Consider the following 20,681-nt stretch of genomic DNA (forward strand, 5'->3'; position numbering starts at 1 on the left):
GACACCTAAACAAAAATTAGCCTGATTTCAAAAGTGTTGTCTATAATTCGGTGAATGGCAACTATCTAAAGTGAAAGCGATGCGAATTATTAATCAATATATATTTGCTCTAGTAGCTCTTGCAGTTTTATTCACCAGCCAAACGGTAAGTGCAGCACCTGCTGTTACCATGGCAGATATTAAAGCATTAGAAGCTCAGCTAGAAAAACTAAAAGCACTACTACTAGAACAAAACAAACAACCCAAAACTGTTCATAAAACACCCCAAAGTACGACAATAAAACCCCAGCAATCGACCCAAACCAAACCTATCACAGAAACAACGATAGATGTTTATGCCACCATCAGGCCAACCTTTGGCTTAATTGATGAACAAACACAAAGCAATTGGGACATACGTGACGCACTGTCTCATAGCGGTTTTAAGGTGACACATGAATTTGCTGATGGATGGGCTGCTGAACTGCACGGCGAGTGGGGGATAGATTTAGCTAACGAAGGTAACTTTGGCAAATCTAGGCGTGCTTATACCGCTATTTCAACACCCTACGGTCGCTTTGGCATTGGTAAACAAAGGCCAGCACAATACCTATTTATTGCCGAATACGTGGATATTTTTAACCATTCAGCCAGCCCTTTTGCCTATGACCCTGAAAGCATTTTCTTTGTTGATAACTTGCTCAGTTACCGTCTAGATAAAGGCCCATTTACTTTTGTTGCCGTGGGGCAATTTGATGGCAATAATGGCGATAATCAAACTGATTTATTTAATACCGGGCTAAGTTATGATGCGAATGGCCTTCATGCTGCAATCACTTATCAACACAATGACGTTTATGACAAGGATCTTCATCTAGGGGAGAACAGTATTTGGGCCAGCTCTTTCGCCTATGAATTTACAGATAAGTTCTATGGTGCGGTGTCTTATCAAGATAAAGACTATGACCGAATTAACAATACCTTATCTAGACAAGGACATACATTTGACTTGTCACTCGCTTATCGATTAGCCAAACATTACAAACTTAAAACGGGTATTTTTGATTTTAGCGACGGTTACCATAGCAATGATGCCAATAATCAAAGCTTTGATGGCTACAACATCACACTTGAATGGCTACCAACTCCGCCATTGAGAGTGCACCTAGAGTATTTAAATAAATCGTTCGATAACCAACATGATATGCAATCAATATCCGTTGGCTTTCGTTATGACTTTAAGCATCAGTGGCAATATCAATAGGTCGGTTTAATTACCAAGTTACTGCATCTAAGAATGCAGAATTATTTAGGTTCCATTTAGATCTGTATTTTAAATGTGATCTGTGGCTGAGACTGCTCATTTGTTTTGCTGTAATGAGAGGAAAGTAGCTGATTCTTTGCCAACTTACAAAACATAAATATTTTATCAGGAGCTGTTGCTCTTAAAAGTATGAATTTTGTTCAAACCAAAGGCTTTCAGTACGTGAAATGAGCAATGCTGCATAATAGTTTATGTCAGTTGCGAATGACAAAGTAGTGAAAGCCTTTAGTTGAACCCTTTGGGTATTTTTTCTTCGTTATCACTTGGCTTACATAGACTAACTATGGATGCAGGCTCTGCCTAGGGAGAATACCCGAATGACTGCAGCAAAAGCACACAGAAAAGTTCACCCCCTACTCACTCAATTTTTTTAATGCTAAATCATCAAAAGAATAAGCAAGTTAAGTAATTAGCCAACAAATAAACCGACGGCGTAAAAACGAATGAGTTTATTTGCGAGTGACTCTATCATTGGCTACCTTTACATACAGCCATATGGAAATAATCAAAATTAGGAAAGCTTGTGAATATACTGTCCGTTGACGATAACCCTCAAAATAGAATGGTTCTTGAAAAGGCGCTCTCTAAGCAATACGACATTACTTCTTCCAATGGCAGTGATCCCATACTTGAGCTAATGGAAACACATCAGCCTCAAGTCGTTCTAATGGATATTATGCTAGGCACTAACTATACAGGTTACGACTTAGTCAAAGAAATCAAAGCACACGGTGCATACAACGAATGTGAAATTATCTTTATCTCGGCATTAACATCAAGCGAAGACAAATTAACCGCTTACGGCAGTGGTGGAGATGACTACATTGCCAAACCAGTAGACTTCAAAGAGTTACGTGAAAAGCTCAAGCGGGTTGAGCTACGTATATCCGAGCGCAATGACTTAAAAGAAATGTTTGAAATGGCCTCCTCCACCGCTTTTACTTCCATGCAACAAGCAAGTGAGTTGGGTGAACTGGTTACATTTTTTACCGACAACCTTGAGGTGTCTGACCTTAACATACTGTTTGAAAACATAAAGCACTACTACGCAAATGCAGGCGTAACTTGTTGTATTGAATTTCGAGTCGCGGGCCAACATGAGCAATTCCCCAAGCAAACTATCACCGATTTGGAAAAAGAAATTCTCGAATTAGGACGAAACGCTAAACGTATTGTGCCCTTTGGTTCGAACTTATTATTTAACTCTCCAAATTGCTCAATGCTCGTTAAGGGTATCCATGCAAATGATGAAGATGTTATTGGCCGTCTTCGCGATAACTTTGCCATTTTACTTACAATTATTGACAGTCGAGTCGACTTTATTGAAGAACAAGTTGAAAAAAGCAATATACGACAAAAAGCACTCAATAACCTTAAAAGCCAGCTGACCGATGATTTTGGTACGATCAAAACGCTCTGCTTCAACCAAGATGCGCAAATAAAGCAACTCGTTAATGACTTATCCCAAGCGGTACAACTTAAAATTATTACCTTAGGCTTAGATGAAGAACAAGAATCAGAGTTGATGTGCTTAGTAGATGAAACAAAAGAAGTTGTTGAAGAAACATTGGGATTATCTTTTGTGCTAGAAGACAAACTTAGAAATATCACTGATCGCCTAAAAGCCGTTGAATAACGGCCAATATAAAGCAATCTACAACCAAAAAAGTTATTTTATATTCATAAACTAGGTCACTAACAGTGGAAGAGATACGACACAATTCAGTTATCCTTGCTATTGATGATAACCCAACAAACTTAAAGTTATTGCACCGGTTGCTAAGCGCTAGGGGTTATCAAAATGTGCATTTACTGTCTGACTCTCGCGAAGCTGTGAATACCTTTTTAGATTTACAACCTGATCTCATTTTGCTTGATATCAATATGCCTGATTTAGACGGCTTTGAAGTCATGGATGCATTATTTGCACTCAACTTAAAATTAATGCCTCCAATAGTCATTATCTCTGCACAACAAAGCATTGAAAGTACATTAACAGCTTTAAGAAAAGGTGCGCGAGATTATGTTTCAAAACCATTTGAAAAAAATGAACTTCTCATGCGAGTACAAAACTTATTAGATGCGCATCTAGCCCACAAAATGCTCAACGATCAAGCACAAGTACTTGAGCAAATGGTCAACCATAGGACAAAGGAACTGCATAGCACACGGTTGAGTGTTGTACAAAGGCTCGGTATGGCCGCTGAATATAAAGATGAAGAAACAGGTAACCATATTCTACGTATGAGTCATATTTGCATGCTGCTGGCACAACAACTTGGCTGGTCAGATTACAGGTGTAAACTATTACTCCATGCAAGCCCTATGCATGATATCGGTAAGATTGGTATCCCTGACTCCATCTTATTAAAGGAAGGCCCATTAGACCCACAGCAGTGGGAAATAATGAAAACACATGCTCAAATTGGAGGAGAGTTGTTAGGTGGTGACAACTCAGATTTGATGATTATGGCAAGAAGTATCGCCTTAACACATCATGAAAAATACAATGGTACAGGCTACCCGCATGGACTCCAACAAGAAGAGATCCCTATAGAAGGCAGAATTGCTGCAATTGCAGACGTATATGACGCCTTAACCTCTGCTAGGCCCTATAAACAAGCTTGGAGTACCGAAGCGGCTTTAAATTACATAAAAGAACAAAGTGGACAGCATTTTGACCCAACTATCGCGGAAATATTTTTGAGTAACGTGCAACATGTTTTACATATTAAAAACCGATTTCAAGACTAAGCTTATTGTCAGCAGCATAGTGGTCATTAATTTTATTGAGCCCAAGAATAATCAGGAGTATAAGTAAAATGTATACCGAACAAAGCTTACTCCACAAGCTGAAAACTTTAAGCACACAGCTCAAAGGTATAAATGAAATACAACCAACATCCATAAAAGAAGTGCTCGAATTAAGCAAGGAACTTAGTAAGGCTCAAAGAGGTGTTGGTATATTCCCTGAGTCCGCTTTACAGGATTTATTATCTAGTTTAGACACATACCTTGAGCAACCTAATGCTTCCCTTACTTATCTGCTCATAGAAAGAATTGAAGAAATTTGCCGCATCCTAGCTCAAAATAATATGTTCGTTAATAATATGCATGTTGAAGTGATAAAAAAAAATACAACACAGTTGTATAACAAAGCACTGATCATTGACAGTTGCCATGAAGACGGAGCAAAACTAGTCTCAATAATCAATAAATGTGATTACGATGCCGTATTAATTAGTAATACGAATGAATTAAGCGCCTACCTTCATGCTCACGAGCATTCATCATCTCCCCTTATAGTTATTTTAAAGTGGAATGATGCTGTAAATGAGCCTGAATTACTTAGAAAAATAACAGAAATAAAAAGCGTACTTCCTGCCAACGCTTTATTACTATTAATGTGCCAAGCCATAGATATACAATTTAGGCTCAAAGTACTCAGAACAGGCGTTGATCGATACATCCGCATACCTAACCATGAGACTTACATTACTTCAATCGTTAACTCTGTATCAGATATGAAAAAACAGTCTCCATATCGTGCACTGATTGTTGATGATAATAAAATTTTTTTACGCTTGTACGCTGATTTACTAAAGTCACAAGGCTTTGAGACCTATGAGTTTCTAAACCCCATGGAGGTACTCGAACATTTAGAAAAAATGCAGCCTGACGTTATTATACTTGACTATCATATGCCTGATATCATGGGACCAGAGCTGGCAATTTTACTTCGGGAACAACCCCAATATGTTGACGTACCTATTGTTTTTATCTCAGCTGACACCGATTATACGTCTCAGTTATATGCTCTAAAAACTGGCGCTGACGACTTTTTATTAAAACCGGTTGAAAATGAACATTTTTGCGCATCAGTTTTAGTTAGGGCCAGACGGTACCGCTTAAAAGCAACGTTAAAAGAAAATCTACAAAAAGAAGTCTATGAGAGAGACAAAGAACACCAAGCCATTAATTCACACGCCATCGTAAGTATTACCGATAAAAAAGGAGATATCATATATGTAAATGACTATTTCTGTCAGATCAGTGGTTATACAAAAGAAGAAATAATCGGAAAAAACCACCGTCTTATTAAATCTAATGTGCATGATGAAGCTTTTTACAGAGAAATTTGGAGCACAATAAAAAGTGGCAAAACTTGGCGAGGGGATATTTGTAATAAACAAAAAGAAGGTGGCCTATATTGGGTAAATTCTACCATCACCCCCATGGTAGACAAAGAGGGTAAGCCTTATCAATACATCTCTATTAGAACCGATATAACTGCCAATAAAATGCTGCAACAAGCGCTCCAAGCCATGGTAATTAGCACATCCACAACCATTGGCACGGAATTTTTTGAACAAACAACACAAGGGCTCACTTTAGCAACAGGTGCTACTACTAGCTTTATCTCTGTGCCAACAAATAACCCCGGCATAATGAAAGCAATTTCATTATTTCATGAAGGTGAATTGCTAAATGAATTTGAATATGAACTTAACGGAACACCGTGTGAGCAAGTAAAAAATAATGAAATCTGCTTTTACAAAGAGAATGTACATAACCAGTTTCCAAAAGACACATTTCTAAAAAGTAATAATATTGAAGCTTATATTGCTGTGCCACTCATATCAGCTCATGGTGAAAGGTTAGGTCATATTGGCTTAATGAGCGATAAAAAGCTGTTTAACTCTGATTACATAGTGTCGTTATTAAGCCTATTTGCAGATCGTGTTTGCTTAGAAATGCTCCGACTCAGAAACGAAGCAATGCTTGTTCAAGCTAAAGAAGAAGCTGATAGAGCCAATAGAGCTAAATCAGAGTTTCTATCTAATATGAGTCACGAACTACGCACACCTCTTAATGCCATTTTAGGGTTTGGCCAATTGCTTGAAGCCTCAGACAGTATAGCTCAGAGTGACTTAGAAGATGTTGATGAAATTCTCAAAGCCAGTAGGCACTTACTACATTTAATAAACGAAATTTTAGATTTATCAAAAGTAGAGGCAGGTAAGTTTAACATTACAAACAAAACCACAGACGTCACCCAAATCGTTGCAGAATGTACTAAATTAATTGCAGCTCAATGCGCTGAAAAAACACTTACTTTGCATGTTGAGCAAACTTCAAAAGTCTTCGCCTTATGCGATCCTTTGCGACTAAAGCAAGTACTTATCAATTTGCTCTCCAACGCCGTAAAATACAATCGTAGTAATGGAGAGGTATGTATTTCAGTCTCAAGTAATGATTATGGTTGCTCTATCTCAGTTGCAGATACAGGTGTGGGTATGACTGAACAAGATTTAGAAAAAATTTATGAACCCTTCAACCGCCTTGGTGCTGAAGACTCAGAAACAGAAGGTACTGGTATCGGACTCACACTGACCAAAAAGTTAGTTGAGTTGATGAATGGAGAGCTACTCGTAGAGAGTGAACTTAATGTAGGCAGTACCTTCACAATAATGTTGCTAAAAGAGCAAGTTAAGCCAGATTATTAACGGCAAAAATAAGTGCAGCAGCATTCATGAGGTATATAAGCAATAATGAAAATATCTGAATCAGTCCCCTACCCATATATGGTTACGCTACTTGTAACAATGTGCATGGCTACCTTGTATTTTTTCGCGCAGCAACGTTTTACTGAAAACTCAATTAATACACTCTCAGCAAACCAACTACAGCAATTAGAAAATACGCTACAACGATTTGAGGCTTCATCAAAACATCAAAACTCAAAAACTTTATTTCTTGCATGGTCAGCTCCCTCGGGCATAAAGCACACACATACGACGTATGAGTATTTAATTTCAACAAAAAGCACCAAGGTACTGGCTACCACAAACAATGTAGATATGAGTAAGCGACTAGCAGAAATTAGCCCTTCTGCGAGTCGTTTTGAAGGCTTAAAAGAGTCTGAACTGGCCATTTTTAGTGATAAAACTGTGCTTCATGGCGCAATAAAAGTGTGCAGTACAGATGCCTCGGCTCAAAGCTTGTGCTACCTCTACTATGTAAAATATAATTTACCGCAGCGTTTAACTGCATTACAGTTCGACTTTTTACTGCTTTTTATCGGATGTGGAATACTCTTAATAGTACTCATCACCAGTTATATAAAGTTAAAAGTTCGCCCGCTAAACAAAGCACTTTTTAACTTTCCAAGCTCTCAAAAGTTCGACAATAAAACAGGAGATGAATTTTCCAAAATTGTACAAAACCTTTCCTCCATAGAAGCACAAAGTAAGGCAGATAAACTACAACTAGAAACTGAACTATCGCAAAAAGAAATCCTATCTTCTCAGCTTCACTCTCAATATTCCCGTATATCAGCCATTATCAATACGGTTGTAGATGGCATTATAACGATAGATAAAAATGGTATTGTAGAAACCTTTAACCCAGCAGCACAAACCATATTTGGCTATCAATCAAGTGAAGTCATTGGCAAAAACGTGAAAATGCTTATGCCCTCTCCTTATCAAGAAGAACACGACCATTATGTTGCGAATTACTTAAAAACAAATAAAGCAAAAATAATTGGCTCTGGAAGGGAGGTACTTGGTCAAAGAGCCAATGGTGAACTATTCCCGATGGAGTTATCCGTCAGTGAGATGAGCGTTGACGGCCAAAGAATGTTTACAGGGATTGTCAAAGATATTTCAGACATTGCGCAGCAAAAATCACTTTTAAGTGACCAGGTTGCTCGAATAAAAGCCATTATTGAAACAGTTATTGACGGTATTATTACCATTAATGACAAAGGGCTAGTCGATAGCCTTAACCCGGCGGCAGAAAGAATATTCGGTTACAAAGAACATGAAGTCATTGGTAACAACATAAAAATGTTAATGCCTGCGCCATATCAGCAAGAACATGATCAGTATCTAGTTAACTACATCACTGGCGGCGAAAAAAAGGTAATTGGTTCTGGGCGCGATGTGTTAGGCAAACGAAAAGATGGGTCCATTTTTTCTATGTCACTGGCCGTCAGCGAGATGGATGTAAATGGCGAGCGAATGTTTACCGGCATAGTCAGAGATATATCGGGTATCGCCCAGCAAAAAGCACTACTTGACGACCAAGTGTCAAGAATCAAAGCGATTATTGAAACCGTTATCGACGGTATTATTACAATCGATGATAAAGGCCTAGTAGATAGTTTTAATCCTGCCGCAGAAAAAATATTTGGCTACCAAGAACATGAAGTGATTGGTAAAAACATTAAAATGCTTATGCCTGCGCCTTATCAACAGGAGCATGACCAGTACCTAGCTAATTACATGACCAGTGGCATAAAAAAAATAATTGGGTCCGGCCGTGAAGTATTAGGAAGAAAAAAAGACGGCTCCGTTTTTTCTATGTCACTCGCCGTGAGTGAAATGTTTGTCGGTGACAAGAAAATGTTCACTGGTATTGTGCGTGATATTACCGAACAAAAAAAATATGAAGCAGCATTGAACCAATACCGCCAAGACTTAGAAGAACAAGTTATACAAAGAACCAGTGATCTTGAAGCTGCCACTAAACAAGCACAATCAGCAAGCCATGCTAAGTCTAAATTTTTATCTCGAATGAGCCATGAGCTTAGAACGCCACTTAATGCAATCATTGGTTTTACACAACTTTTAGAGGAGGAAAACTTAACCCTAAGTCAAACTGATAGCCTTAAAGAAATCTCAACGGCTGGCAAAGATCTAGCTCTTATGGTCAATGAAATTTTGCAAATCGCATCAATTCAAACGGGTAATCTATCACTGAGTTTGGAAGAAGTGTCACTCAACGAAAGTTTGCAAGAATCTATTGAGCAACTATTATCCGCTGCAAATAATAAAAACATCTCAGTGTCATTTGATAATGATATTCAATTTTACGTCAAGGCAGACTATGCAAAGTTAAAGCAAGTTATTACCAGCCTTATTGATAATGCCATTCGATATAGTAATGACCACAGTAGCATCTCAATCAAATTAGTGAGAAATAGTAATGATGTCAGCACCCACATTATCGATACAGGTATTGGCATATCAGCTCGAAGACTTAAGCATATATTTGAACCATTTGAGCGTGGGGGCGATCAGTACACTGGTGAAGAGGGGGTTGGTATTGGATTAACAATCGCAAAAGAGTTTACCGAGGCTATGGGCGGCTTCATGCGTATTCAAAGTACAGAAGGTGAAGGTACCACTGCTACTTTTGACTTACCACTAATAAGAGAAGAAACACTCTGCGAGACTAATGTTAATAGCGTACTCTACATCGAAGACAATGCGACAAATAGAAAATTGATGAAGCGACTTGTTAATCGCTTTGACAATATTGTGTACCATGAAGCAGTCAACGGCTACAGCGGTATAGAAGCCGCTAAATCGCTCAAACCCAGCTTAATTTTATTGGATATAAATTTACCCGATATTTCAGGCTATGAAGTATTTCAAGCCCTCAAAAACCATGAAGATACCAAAAACATTGCTATTGTAGGTATCTCAGCAAACGCGATGTCTACAGATCAAGACAAGGCAAAAGACCTTGGTTTCACAAGCTATATTACCAAACCCATTGAGCTTGATGAATTGAAAGCAACGTTTGAAACCTTGCTACATTAGGATTCAGTTATGACGGGTTATTTTACGTTTCTTGTGTAACTGCCTGAGGTTTGGATAAGGTTTTTTAATAGGAAAAGCTATAACTTACATTTCTTATATGAAAATAATGATATTTCATTCCCTCCCAAGGTGTTTTTATACCAATTGAATTAAATAAATGAGCAGATATTACGATAGATAAATCATTTAATAACTAGGCAGGTGTACTGGTATCCATTGACGCAATGGGCTGCCAAACTGATATTGCCGAGAAAATTATTGATAAGGGAGGAGACTATTTATTAGCACTAAAAGCAAATCAAAGCACCTTATTTGAAGCGGTAAAACGAGCATTTAAAGCCCAGCGTCAGCAGCCGATGGATGGCATTATTATAGAAAAAATAAGGGTCGAATTGAGGCCAGAATCTACTATACACAAGATGCCAGCGCGCTAGCAGAGCAGTTTCCCCAATGGCCCCAATTGCTTACACTAGGCATGAGCATTCGCTTTCGGGCAACCAAAGGCAAAGAGCCAGAATTAAGCTACCGATATCACATCAGTTCAGCCAATTTAAATGAACAGCAACTGGCTAATGGCGTTCGCCACCATTGGCAAATAGAAAACAGTCTGCATTGGGTACTGGATGTGAGTATGAATGAGGATAATTGCCAAATTTATCAAGATAATGGAGCAGAAAATCTCGCAGTATTACGGCAGTTGGCATTGAACATGCTCAGACAAGAGCCATCCAAATTAAGTATTCCAAAAAAGCAGAAAAAAGCTTGGATGAAAACTGAATATTTAGAGGCTATTTTGACGGCGGGAATAACCGCTGGGTAAAAAGTGCTCACTCAGGCGGTTGCCCTGCAACTTACCCTCTGCAGTGAGTAAAATAATTTTATTGTGCTAACTCACTTATCCAGAGCTAAGGTTATATAGCCATACTATTATGACTATATAACCCTAGTGAATTTTGGTAATCCATCAAGTGAAAGCTGATACCTTAAGTTCTGCATTGCTATATTAATGCATCTAAATGTTGCAACGACCACTTTGCACTTCTGGCACGAAGAGGACTGCCAAATAAAGTTTATATTTACTCATGTGAACTCTCAAATTGCAGCTGGCATAAACGCTTATATAACGGGTCTGAGTCGATTAAAACGTGATGTTTACCACGATTAACAATTTTTCCTTTGTCCATCACAACAATACTATCAGCGTGCTTTACTGTAGATAAGCGATGCGCAATTATCAAGGTTGTTCGTTGCTTCATTAATTCCACTAAAGCAGCCTGAACATGATACTCACTCTGGGAGTCAAGGGCGCTTGTTGCTTCATCCAGTAATAGGATTTTGGGATCTTTTAAAATAGCACGCGCAATAGCAATGCGCTGCTTTTGACCACCTGATAGTCTTACGCCCTGTTCTCCTAAATAGCTGCTATACCCTTGTGGTAATGCCTCAATAAACTCATGAGCATGCGCTTTTTTTGCAGCTCTAATAACTTCCTCATCACTAGCCGACGGTTTTCCATAGCGAATGTTATGCATTACATCCGCACTAAAGAGTATCGGGTTTTGAGGCACTAATCCCATAAGCGCCCTCAGGTCAGATAACGATATATCACGAACATTCACGCCATTAATGCTTATCATTCCCTGCTGCGGATCATAAAAACGCTGTAACATTTCAAACAACGTACTTTTCCCCGCCCCAGATGGACCAACAATGGCCACCACCTCACCGTGATTAATCGTTAAATCAATTTGATCCAATGCTATCTGCGTTGGCCTTGAAGGGTAGCTAAATGATAGCTGTTTAATGTCAATGGTCATATCTGCATTCAAAGCCAATTTTTCTGGTTGTAACGCATTGGGTAAATTACTATCTACTTCAAGCAAATGTAATAACCTTTGGGCTGCGCCTGCGGCACGCTGTAGCTCAGAGTAAACCTCAGCGATGGTTGCAACCGACATAGCCACCAGAACTGCATAAAACGCAAATGCAGCCAATTCTCCTGCGGTAATTTTGGCTAAGATCACATCATTACCCCCGACCCAAAACATCGCCGTAATCGCACTAAAAATAAAGAAAATAGCAGTCGCAATTAACAACGAGAAGTGCCTAATTCTTGCTTTGGAGATGATAAATGCTGATTCCACTTCATTTGAAAATGCCTGATACTCAGATTTTTCTTGTGTATAGCTTTGTACCACTTTAATGTTTTGGATTATTTCACCTGCATAAGTACCTATATCGGCGATGGCATCTTGACTACTGCTAGCGAGCTTTCTTACTTTTTTACCAAAAACAAGTATCGGCAGCAACACCAAAGGAACAAACGCAATGACAATGATCGCTAGTTTAAAATTAGTGATAAATAACATTATCACACCACCTATTAGCATTAGCGTACCGCGCAGTGCCATTGAAAACGATACGCCTATAATAGATTGCAGCAAGCCCGTATCAGTGGTTAATCGAGAAGTTATTTCACCGCTGCGATTATCTTCAAAATAGCTAGGATGTAAAAAGACTATTTTTTCAAACACCGCTTTACGAAGATCAGCAACTACTCGCTCTCCTAACCAGCTCATTAAATAAAAACGAAAAAATGTGCCAATAGCTAATAGCAGTATTAATACAATCATGCTCAGTACGGCGCTTTGTAGTTGCGCTGATGAATTTGCTACAAAGCCACTATCAACAACAAATCGAACACCTTGACCAAGAGACAAAGTTACTGCCGATGTTACAAACAACGCAAGCAAAGCTAATAACACCATTAGTTTATAAGGCTTAACAAATGAAATAATTGGTAGGATACTTTTTATTGGTTCTTTTGTATTCGCCACATTTTTTGCTGCGGTTAAGTTACTCATTAACTATTTTCTCCTTTGCTGAATTCTATTTTCTCCAGCGTTTATAAACAATAAAATACCATGTTATGGTATTAGTCCATATTAAACGGTTCAGGGCACTTTAAGATAAAATTAAAAGATAATCTCTACTTGGGTGCCAGAGCTATCGCTCGTTAATGTATATTGCAAGGCCAGCTTTTCACACAAGCGTTTAACGATATTTAAACCTAACCCCAAACCTTGACTGTTTTTCCCTTTAACACCTTCGTCAAAAACCAATAACTGTTCGTCATTCTTAATGCCTTGCCCTGTATCTTCTATAAGTAACGTATTATTTGCAAAAGAAATAGTAATACGCCCTTGCGATGTATATTTAAATGCATTGCCTAGTAGATTATTTAATAAAATTAACAAACTTGTTTTCTCTACAGGTACTTCTATGAGGCTACCAACATCAACTGTTAGTTCAATGTCTTTACCATCAAGGTGATCGTATTGCTGTATTATGCTTTGCTCAATTGCAGCCAGTAGCCGACTTTTTCCTTGCCCTAACTGATCTTCACGTGCCAGCGCAAGCAAAACCGTGAGGCTTTGCTCTATTTGTTGTTGAGCTGAATCAATGCGCTGAACCAAAGATGTTTGCTGTTGATCTAAACTGGTTTGCTTTAACAATGTTAAAGCGCCTTGACTTATCGTCACAGGCGTTCTTAATTCATGAGAGACATCTCGGGTAAAGACCTGCTCTCGACTAATGAAAGCCCGAATTCTATCTAGGGCTGATTCTAGCGTTTTTGCAAACGTGCCTATTTCATCGTTTTTGAACTCAGTTGCAAACCCTTGAGGCAGTTTATCAACAGGCGCATTGTTGAGTATAACCATTAAATTATCTAAGGGTTTGAGCAAACGCTTCGCTATTTTATATGAAGCAAAGCCCATAATAATGGCGATCAAACAGGCAAAAGCACAAACAAAAAGCAAAAAGTACACCATCCCCTCAGTGATCTTTCGAACCACTAAATGATCACTCACTTCTGCCAGTAGATATCCCTGCTGCTGTTTTAACTTTAAAAGATGAAAGTGTTGATCATTTTCACCGGCAAACTCTCTGCGATTTGGCTCTTCAAGCAACAAACTCAAGACCACGCTAGGTAGCTGCGCTTGGGTTTGAAAGTAACGAATAAAGTCAAGCTTGGGCTGGGCAGCCTGCCCTTGAGAGAGCTGTGTTTGCACAACCTTAGCTTCATCTTTAAGTAAGTCGTAAAAAAACTGATCCTCAATGTTATATGCAAACAAAAAGCTACTTAGACCAAATAGAGCACTGGTAAGTAGCGTGCTCCCTACAAAATAGATAACGATACGGTTACGTAATTGAGCTGTTTTCATCACTAACCTACTTAATTTACTCAGAAACTGAAATGTCTAAAGCAAAGCCCACGCCGTGAAGCGTTTTGATAACCGCCTTAGGGAATGGCTTATCTATAGCCTTACGCAATTGGTAAATGTGTGAACGTAATGCATCCGAATCAGTGGGCTCATCAGCCCAAATTTTGTCACATAACTCGCTACGGCTTAAAGCTCTTGGATGTGCTTCCATCAGCACACGTAGGATTTTCAGTGGAATGGGCTGCAAACTAATTTTTTTTCCTAAACGCTCAACATGGTGTGTTTGTTTGTTAAAAGTAATATCTCCAATGGTAAGCGTATGCGTAGTATTGAGCATATGACGTTGTGTCAGAGCCATACAGCGCACCCACAGCTCCTCCAGCGCAAATGGTTTAGTTAAATAGTCATCAGCACCTTGCTCAAACCCTTGTAATTTATCTGCCAAAGTATCACGTGCTGTCAACATAATAATCGGAACGTGCCTATCAGCATGTTGCCTTATTTTTTCACAAACCTGTAGCCCATCAATTTTTGGCAACATTAAATCAAGTACAATGCAATCATAATAATGTTCAAGCGCTAACGACAATCCTTGCTCTCCGTTGTACGCAAAATCCACCACAGCGTGCTTTGATTCAAAATAATCGGCAATATTACGGCTGATATCTTGTTGATCTTCAACTAGCAATACTTTTATAGAGTTTGCAGGCATCGTTACTTCTACCCTGTATTTATTAAATCAAAAAAATAATATAGCTGCACTTGTGAAAGCAACGTGAAACCTGCTTTCACACTGTCTTCACACCCAAGTTGGCACCTTAACATGATATCTATATAGGATCATATGTCATGCATAAAAACTCAGGTATCACCCTAACAGCATCAGCGCTCTGTCATCAGGTAAAAGTTAACGCTGGTGACACTCTAAGTTTAATTAATAAGTTATCGCTAAGTATAAAAAGTGCTGAACAAATCGCTATCACGGGCGCATCGGGTAGTGGCAAGTCCACCTTACTTAGCTTACTTGCAGGCCTTGAAAACATTCAACAAGGCACTTTAACCGTTGAGCATCAAGGTATTTCTGTTGACGATAATTATCTTCGTCAACATAGTGGCTTTGTTTTCCAGCAATTTCACCTATTGCCCGAGCTTGACGCTATCAATAATGTTGCATTACCACTGAAGTTGCGAGCCGTCAAAAATGCTGATGAACAAGCCGCCCAATGGCTAGAAAACGTGGGCCTATCACACAGAAAAAACCAACCTATCAGTAAACTCAGCGGCGGTGAACAGCAACGTGTTGCCATAGCAAGAGCATTTGTTAATCAGCCAAGTATTATTTTTGCTGACGAACCAACGGGTAATTTAGATGAGCAAACAGCTGGGGAGGTTGCTTCACTTATGTGTGATTTTGCACGAAAAAACCACACCACATTGGTTTTAGTTACGCATAATTTAGCGCTTGCCAAGCAATTAGATAGCCAGTATTGCTTAGTACAAGGAGCACTAGAAAAATGCGAATAAGCCACCCGAATCAGCTACTTTCAATATGTATGCTATCGCTACAACAAGTATATTTACACACTAAACGAGGGCATAATTTGCTGACTGTTTTAAGCCTTAGTGTGCTATTTTTTTACTTCAGCTTTATTACATTAGTCGCACAAGGCACCCACAATTACCTAACGCAAAACTTGCAGCAGCTATTAGGGGCCGATACGGTAATTCAAACCAATCGTCTTATTCCTGAAGATGACTTAACCAAGCTGGAAAACTTAACGAGTAACGTAAGCATAGGTCAACTATATAAGCTCACGTTAACCCACAAAAATCGGCATCAATTCATACAACTTAAAGCAGTTGATGATAACTACCCACTGCAAGGCCAATTAAAATATAGCCAAGATACCAACCTCAATGGAGAAAATATAGCGTTGCCACCTAAGCTGTCGCAAATATGGCTAGAACCGAGACTTGCCTCTGCATTAGGCATAGAAATAGGAGAGACACTAACCTTAGGTAGTACTGAATTACTCTTCTGCGCTTACCTTATTCATGAGCCTGACAGGTTGCATGAAGGTCATTCTAGTGACATGCGTGCTCTAGTTCATAAAGCGAGTATCGAGCGTGAACACCTCAAAGTGAGCCAACACCGTTACTCATTTAATCACCCAGATGAAGTCATAGATAAAATACAAAATATTCAGCGTAATATGAGCGACAGCCGCCTATTTAGCAAAGCTCTTGGCAGACACCCCGTCTCAGCTATTTATCAAAGAGTTGAGAAATTTCTAGGGCTACTAAGCGTGTTACTTATCATTTTGGTCGGGATTATTTTATTGTTAGCGAGTAATAAAACCAGTGAACCATTAAGCCGCTTTATCGCAATCTGCATGGCCAATGGTATGAACAAAAAATACAGACTCCCTGTCATTACGGTTAATTGTTTATTTATTCTCATCGTAAGCTTTGCGCCAGCATTTATACTGGCACTTTTAAGTGCATTATACTTCGAGCAGTTTGTTCAACAACACATGCTTGGCTTTGCACTTATCTGGCAGCCTATCGATTTAATCAAAGTGTTACTATTATCATCAATGGTCTATATCGGCCTATCAGCACCTATTTGGTTTAAAGTCTATCAAGCACAAACCATGCAATTGCTATGCGCACATACTCCAAGTAAAAGTCAATTAGTAGTAAGTGGCCTTTTTCTGTGTTTTGTGATGACATGTATTGTTTATTGGTATTCAGATAATTGGACCTTAACGGCTCTATTATTGGGTAGCCTTAGTGTATGCATCGTTGGATTATTAATAATTAGCACCTTGGTGCTAAATCTAGGGCGATGGGGACTCGGCAAGCATGGAAAGCTGATTGGCTTTGCGCTTTATTTAATGCGAAAAAGGATCTATATAAAAACGGCTCAAATGATGTCTCTGGGCCTAAGTATTACACTCGTTTTAATGTGTACCAGAATACACCAAGATGTCAGCTCTATGCTTGAACACTTTAAGTATACACAACAAGGAAACCTTTTAATTACCCAAGTTGATAAACAACAACAACACTCACTTGAACAGTTTTTAAAAACACACAAAGGAGAACTTAAAGAACTTTATCAATACCAATATGCGCAACTGACCCACATCAATAATGTACCATTAAATGACGTTGATATTTCAGTCAGTGATACGTTGAGCACAGTACAAAAGCCAATCAGGCTTCATTGGAATCATGCTACTCCTCATAACAATAAGCTTGAGCGTGGCAATTGGAATAAAAAAGTACAATCAAATGCGCTGAAAAGTATTTCTATTGAAGACGAGGTATTTAATGAACTAAACCTAAAACTTGGCGATACCATTCAAATGCAAATGCTGGAACAGAGCGAAATATTTAGAGTGTCTTCAGTTCATAGCTTTGTGCCAGGTAGCAGTAATGTTACTTTTTGGTTTGTAACACACGCAGCCAATCCGATAGAAGGTGTACCCATATATAACATTGGCAGTGCACAAATACCCGATGATGCGTGGCAAGCTCTTGCAACACTTTGGCAAGCACACCCATCAATGCGGTTGCATTCTATCGATACACTCCTCAGTCAAACACGTAAATACCTCAATATTTTGACCAGTGCAATACTCACCTATAGTACTTTAATCAGTTTACTGACGATATTGCTTCTCATCGCAGCAATACAAAGGCACTTGCAGCAAGATCAAAAGCGCAATGGTTTACTTATTAGCTTTGGGTTAAGTAAAAATCAACAATACAAACTAGCGCTCTATGAGTGGCTAATAATTGCGACATTACCAACTGTTAGTGCGTTTACTTGTGTGTATTTTACGATTGATGCATTTTATCAATATGAATTAGGACTTGATTACAAACCTGACCATTTAACGCTATTACGCCATGCTGCCAGTGCTGTATTAGTGATTACTTTAATAGGATTGATGGCCACAAAAAAACAATTTGCGGATAGCGTAGCATCGCTGCTATTAAATAAATAAGGGTGTAAATGCCCTTTACACCCTTATTTATAAACAGTTATGCCCGTTAGCATAAGTAACAAGCAAAGTTACTAGTGAGAAATTTATGCTAATTGGTATGACTGAGCGCATATCCACCTTTAAGGTGACCAACATGCTCAAAGCCCAAGCGCGATAGAGCCTGCGCTGCTACTTGAGAGCGACTGCCACTGCGGCAAACTAAAATGAGCTCTTGTGATTTATCGTGTTGCTGTTGACAAATAAAGTCTGTTAACCGCGTTAATGGCACATTCACGTCAAACTCTTGGCTGTGATTAAGTGCATACTCGTGTGGCTCTCGAATATCAATAAGCTTAGCCTGAGAATTGGCTTGCAACTTTGCTTTAAGTTCAGGAGCATTATACTCTTGCAACTGTTTTTTGTTACATGCGCTTGTGAACGCACCACACATAATTTCTTCACCAATGTCATCATTGATATTTTTATCTAAATCTTGTTTGCGCTTCACAAACTGTTCAACGCTCACCTCTGAAGTTAAAACATCATTGAGCAACGAATTCCTGCTTGCTTCTGCTTTAAAATTAGTCACAAATTCATTATGGTAATCATGGCTTGGGCAAAGCAAGCTTTGTTGCCCTACAAGTTGCGCAAGCATTTTCAAGCTCTGATACATTTGCTTCGTGTTGCTGCTTGAAAAATTTGTTCTTCCAAGGCTGCCCATTAACACCAGATCACCACAAAAAACATAGTTTGGCACCAGTTCGCCAAGTTGTAATTGCTCTTTTTCACATAACACTATAGTAATACTGTCATCAGTATGTCCGGGCGTAGCAACACGTAACAAGTATTTATCACCTATTGAAATGGCTTCAAACTGCTGATTATTTAATTCTACTCTGGTAACTTCTGTAGGCCAGCCAAGATGATCAGCATGCTGTTGTACTAAATGCTGTTGTGCTAACGCAACACGACCTGACTGATGATCAGCATGTCCATGGGTATCAATCGCGGCAATTAATTGTAATTGCTGACATTGCAAGATAGTAAGTAAACGCTTACTCAATTCAGGTAAAGGATCTATGATCACTGCGGTTTTGGTTAATGGGTCTGCGTATAACCATGTACAACTGCCACCCATTTTAAACTGTACTAACCCTTGTAATTGTGACTTATCATCGATACTGCCGGTGGCATTTAATAAGCAACTATGACCTAACGCTTGTGCACAATGGTGAATACGATCACAGGCTTGATCTATTTGCTGCTGAGTAACCGCAGGGCCAAATGACATTCTAATCGCAGACTCACTTTGCCAAGCGGGCAACCCCATTGCATCAAGCACAAAACTACGTGTTACTTTAGAACTACAAGCCGAGCCTGAACTGACTCGAATATTGGCCGCATCAAACAAGTCCATTATTTCTTTTGAACTAAAGCCTGGAATAGCAAAGTTAAGCGTTGTTGGTACACTGTTGGCAAAATCGTGATTAAATAAAACAGTCGGAAAGGCATTTTTTAATGCTAATGCCAGTTGAGAGCGAAACAGCTGTAGCTTACCCTCACTTGCAAATACGCCATCACCATTACCTTGCAGCTCATCAAAAATAACATTCAATGCCGCTAAACCTGGCAAATTTTCAGTGCCAGATCGCAACCCCCCCTCTTGGCCGCCGCCTGCAATAAACGGCGTAAAAGGCGCGCCTTGGCGAATGTATACAAAGCCAATTCCCTTAGGAGCATATAGCTTATGACCACTAAAAGGGGCATAATCTATACTGGTTTTTGCCAACTCTAAACCACGTTTTCCCAATGCTTGAACACAATCTACAAGCCAATAAACATCTGCATTGTTAGCACGAATAACCATTTCAAGCGCATTTAAATCTTGATATACGCCGGTTTCATTATTAACAGCCATAGTGCAAATCATCAGTGCGTTTGGCACTTCTTTGGCGATAAAGTCGTAATCAAGCGTGCCCTTTTCATCTACAGGGATTGCTTTAATTGTGGCGTTAATTTCTAACACTTGGTTCCAGTGCTTTAAAGATTCAGGTACTGCTTTATGTTCCGTTGCACCATATAAAATGCTGTAATTTTTACCCGGTTGCATTTTTTTTCTTGCCGCGCAAAGGGCCGATAAAATACCAGTTTGGATCCCTTCCGTTGCGCCACTGGTAAAAATAACTTGCCCATTGCCTGCGCCCAAAACTTCACCCGCTTTACTGCGCGTTTCATCCATAACTTGTTTTGCCTGCAAACCACTAATGTGACTGCTACTTGGGTTGCCAAACATAGTTTCCATCGTGGATAAAGCCGCTTTTGCAGCCTTTGGTAATACGGGTGTTGTCGCGTTTGCATCTAAATAAATTTGACTTAACGCTTGTTGATCAGACATGGCTGGACCTTTCTTTATATCGAATTGGCTAGTTATAACTAAAAATTATATCTAATTACTTATTGCTATATTAGCAAGTTTAGCTGCTTATTCAACCATTAATTTTCTTAAAATGCCGTGCAATTGCTCTAGCTGTAAGCTTTTCATTGA

General features: G+C 39.1%; 11 protein-coding genes and 1 pseudogene. 8 read left to right on the forward strand and 4 right to left on the reverse strand.

Annotation, left to right across the window (positions count from 1 at the left end; translation table 11 throughout):
* The first annotated feature begins 79 nt into the window (after window positions 1–79).
* The 6 genes and pseudogenes from OCI93_RS06250 to OCI93_RS06275 form a co-directional block, all read left to right on the forward strand.
* Entirely contained in the window at window positions 80–1,243 is a 1,164-nt protein-coding gene (locus tag OCI93_RS06250) for a porin (protein WP_261626041.1), read from the forward strand.
* Window positions 1,244–1,826: 583 nt separating this feature from the next.
* Window positions 1,827–2,939, forward strand: a complete 1,113-nt coding sequence (locus tag OCI93_RS06255) for a response regulator (protein ID WP_261593601.1) — start codon at window positions 1,827–1,829, stop codon at window positions 2,937–2,939.
* Window positions 2,940–3,004: 65 nt separating this feature from the next.
* The gene (locus OCI93_RS06260) at window positions 3,005–4,057 is read left to right on the forward strand and encodes an HD-GYP domain-containing protein (protein ID WP_261593600.1); all 1,053 of its coding nucleotides are present in this window, start codon (window positions 3,005–3,007) and stop codon (window positions 4,055–4,057) included.
* Between the two features lie 68 nt (window positions 4,058–4,125).
* Window positions 4,126–6,810 carry a hybrid sensor histidine kinase/response regulator gene (locus OCI93_RS06265; protein ID WP_261626042.1) on the forward strand — a complete coding sequence of 895 codons (2,685 nt, stop codon included), beginning with the start codon at window positions 4,126–4,128 and terminating at the stop codon, window positions 6,808–6,810.
* Window positions 6,811–6,855: 45 nt separating this feature from the next.
* A complete protein-coding gene (locus OCI93_RS06270; RefSeq protein WP_261626043.1) occupies window positions 6,856–9,915 on the forward strand; it encodes a PAS domain-containing hybrid sensor histidine kinase/response regulator in 3,060 nt (1,019 codons plus the stop codon).
* Window positions 9,916–10,115: 200 nt separating this feature from the next.
* A pseudogene (locus tag OCI93_RS06275) lies at window positions 10,116–10,735 on the forward strand (ISAs1 family transposase); the annotation flags it as partial.
* Window positions 10,736–10,991: 256 nt separating this feature from the next.
* On the opposite strand, the gene OCI93_RS06280 reads toward OCI93_RS06275, so the two are convergent.
* From OCI93_RS06280 to OCI93_RS06290, 3 genes are all read right to left on the reverse strand, one after another.
* Window positions 10,992–12,779, reverse strand: coding sequence for an ABC transporter transmembrane domain-containing protein (locus OCI93_RS06280; RefSeq protein WP_261594419.1), 1,788 nt, complete (start codon window positions 12,777–12,779; stop codon window positions 10,992–10,994).
* A gap of 111 nt (window positions 12,780–12,890) precedes the next feature.
* On the reverse strand, window positions 12,891–14,141 hold the full coding sequence (locus OCI93_RS06285) for a sensor histidine kinase (protein WP_261594420.1): 1,251 nt from the start codon (window positions 14,139–14,141) through the stop codon (window positions 12,891–12,893).
* Between the two features lie 16 nt (window positions 14,142–14,157).
* On the reverse strand, window positions 14,158–14,853 hold the full coding sequence (locus OCI93_RS06290) for a response regulator transcription factor (protein WP_315942722.1): 696 nt from the start codon (window positions 14,851–14,853) through the stop codon (window positions 14,158–14,160).
* A 137-nt stretch (window positions 14,854–14,990) separates the two neighbouring features.
* Between OCI93_RS06290 and OCI93_RS06295 the strand changes: the two genes are divergently transcribed.
* Window positions 14,991–15,665 carry an ABC transporter ATP-binding protein gene (locus OCI93_RS06295; protein ID WP_261594421.1) on the forward strand — a complete coding sequence of 225 codons (675 nt, stop codon included), beginning with the start codon at window positions 14,991–14,993 and terminating at the stop codon, window positions 15,663–15,665.
* Window positions 15,656–18,157 carry an ABC transporter permease gene (locus OCI93_RS06300; protein ID WP_261594422.1) on the forward strand — a complete coding sequence of 834 codons (2,502 nt, stop codon included), beginning with the start codon at window positions 15,656–15,658 and terminating at the stop codon, window positions 18,155–18,157. Before OCI93_RS06295 ends, OCI93_RS06300 begins: the two co-directional genes overlap by 10 nt.
* 88 nt (window positions 18,158–18,245) lie before the next feature.
* Here OCI93_RS06300 and OCI93_RS06305 read toward each other — a convergent pair whose 3' ends face one another.
* Window positions 18,246–20,531: an aminotransferase class V-fold PLP-dependent enzyme gene (locus tag OCI93_RS06305; RefSeq protein ID WP_261626044.1), complete on the reverse strand. Its 2,286-nt coding sequence runs from the start codon at window positions 20,529–20,531 to the stop codon at window positions 18,246–18,248.
* Window positions 20,532–20,681: the final 150 nt, after the last annotated feature.

This window comes from Pseudoalteromonas holothuriae (genome assembly GCF_945859825.1).
GTDB lineage: Bacteria > Pseudomonadota > Gammaproteobacteria > Enterobacterales > Alteromonadaceae > Pseudoalteromonas > Pseudoalteromonas holothuriae.

Excerpts from the sequence above, each read along its gene's own strand:
- OCI93_RS06280 (WP_261594419.1), bottom strand. The coding sequence starts at position 12,779 with ATGAGTAACTTAACCGCAGCAAAAAATGTGGCGAATACAAAAGAACCA.
- OCI93_RS06295 (WP_261594421.1), top strand. The coding sequence starts at position 14,991 with ATGCATAAAAACTCAGGTATCACCCTAACAGCATCAGCGCTCTGTCAT.
- OCI93_RS06305 (WP_261626044.1), bottom strand. The coding sequence starts at position 20,531 with ATGTCTGATCAACAAGCGTTAAGTCAAATTTATTTAGATGCAAACGCG.
- OCI93_RS06270 (WP_261626043.1), top strand. The coding sequence starts at position 6,856 with ATGAAAATATCTGAATCAGTCCCCTACCCATATATGGTTACGCTACTT.
- OCI93_RS06290 (WP_315942722.1), bottom strand. The coding sequence starts at position 14,853 with ATGCCTGCAAACTCTATAAAAGTATTGCTAGTTGAAGATCAACAAGAT.
- OCI93_RS06250 (WP_261626041.1), top strand. The coding sequence starts at position 80 with ATGCGAATTATTAATCAATATATATTTGCTCTAGTAGCTCTTGCAGTT.
- OCI93_RS06265 (WP_261626042.1), top strand. The coding sequence starts at position 4,126 with ATGTATACCGAACAAAGCTTACTCCACAAGCTGAAAACTTTAAGCACA.
- OCI93_RS06285 (WP_261594420.1), bottom strand. The coding sequence starts at position 14,141 with ATGAAAACAGCTCAATTACGTAACCGTATCGTTATCTATTTTGTAGGG.
- OCI93_RS06300 (WP_261594422.1), top strand. The coding sequence starts at position 15,656 with ATGCGAATAAGCCACCCGAATCAGCTACTTTCAATATGTATGCTATCG.